Below are 1,727 nucleotides of genomic sequence, written 5' to 3'. Positions count from 1 at the left end.
GTCCAGTAGAAGGCATTGACAAATTAAGCAGATTGTGAGCTAGTAAGGTGAGAAATTTCTCCAGCATGAGTTTTGGATATACGGGCAAGAACGTGGAGATTGTGGACAACAGCCATGCGTCGGAGGTCAAAAAGGTTTTTACGTAAGCCAATGTAGCGAGCTTGATCTCCTTGCCACTGGGAAATATGAGCTAAAGTATGCTCAATACTAACGCGCTCACGAAGTTTTGCACGTCCACTCTCAGTAGTTTGACGTTCCCGTAGTTCCACAAGTAGAGACTCATCAGGATGAATAGAGATACTACGACCAAGTTTACTTTCAGTGCATTGAGAACGTATTGGACAAGCCTGACATTCCTGTTTGGGGAAGTGGACAACAGTTCCTTCAGCAAAGGGTAAACTCACCCCATTGGGACAGCGAATTAAGTAATTTTCCCAATCCAGAACAAAGGCATTTTTATCAAAAAACTGACCGTTTCGGACCTTCCATGCTTTACAAACAATAGTCATATTTGGGATGCGCTCTTTCACCCAATGGCTAACCAAATATGCACGGTCGATTTGCAATTCTTCGATGTTTTCAAGAGTTATTTGTTGGGCATTTAAATCAGACTCAATGTCTATAGTTACAGATGCTTCTGGTGTGTTTGCCCTGGTGACACCAACAGCCCTGACCATTTGTAAGTCTAAGTCTTTGAGAACATGACGTTTGTAGCCATCAAATTTTTGACTGCGGCTTTTACGCCCATGACGCATATCCTCATCTTCGATGGAAATACGTCTATCCTTCGCCACTGCTTTACGAAGCTTTGGGGAACCATCCGATGCATCCTCCACATCTTGTGTTTCAATTTGCCTTGCATCTTTGAGACTCTTGTTTACCTGATTCTTTGTTTTAAAGTCCAAATCAGTTTTTTGCTCTACCCAAGACTCAACTGAGTTTAATGCTTGCAATATTGTAGATAAGGCAAGACTGCGAGATTCTGGGTCATCCCAATCTAAATCTAAAGCTGCTTTGAGGCTACTTCCAGTGACGATTTCTGCCCCTGCACTTGCAGCCACATCTGCCAAATCTTGTTGATAATTCTGGGCTATAACTTCTAATGTTTTTCGTAGTGCATGACCCAACAAGTTGTATGTATCTTCAACTCTTGCCGCTCCCCATAGCGGACTTGAATCTAGCGCTACTTTTAACGAACGCGAGTTATAATCTCCTTGTTTTTGTGCCATACAAATCGTTTTTTCAATTAACCGTCGGTCAAACGACTTTGACATTAAAAGCGCACGAAATCTCACCAGTGTTCCTTTCCCAAAAGGTGGTTGCTCACAATCAAGACAATCTAAAACTAGCTGCCATCGTCTATCCATTTCAATTGCTTCCATTGCCTCGTCATCTGAAACCCCTGTATACGCTTGTAGAATGATTGCTAACGCTAATTGTGCGGGTGGTACTGGGCATAAACCAACGCTACTATCCTTAAAAACCGTTGCTAGTTCTGTTTGAAATTCTGCGTCAAATAATTCGTGACGTATCTGCCTTAAAAATACGAACAGTTTAGCTTTGCGTATACGTTTTGCGACTTTTTCTTCTTTTGCTGACAGTTCTACGGGAGGGTTCCAAACTAACGGACGCATGGTAGCTGCACTCCTGATACCGTGTTCTCTTCTTTTTACACTCCGCAAAAACTGTGCATCTTGTCAACTACTTTTACTGGACTGCCTCTCTAG

1 protein-coding gene is annotated in these 1,727 nt (G+C 42.5%); it reads right to left on the bottom strand.

What is annotated here, in order from left to right; translation table 11 throughout:
* Positions 1-23: 23 nt before the first annotated feature.
* The gene (locus tag VB740_RS18070) at positions 24-1,634 is read right to left on the bottom strand and encodes an IS1182 family transposase (RefSeq protein ID WP_323201334.1); all 1,611 of its coding nucleotides are present in this window, start codon (positions 1,632-1,634) and stop codon (positions 24-26) included.
* Positions 1,635-1,727: the final 93 nt, after the last annotated feature.

The organism is Nostoc sp. UHCC 0251 (genome assembly GCF_034932245.1).
In the GTDB taxonomy this organism is placed as follows: domain Bacteria; phylum Cyanobacteriota; class Cyanobacteriia; order Cyanobacteriales; family Nostocaceae; genus Nostoc.
This window is presented reverse-complemented; position numbering and strand designations above follow the sequence as displayed.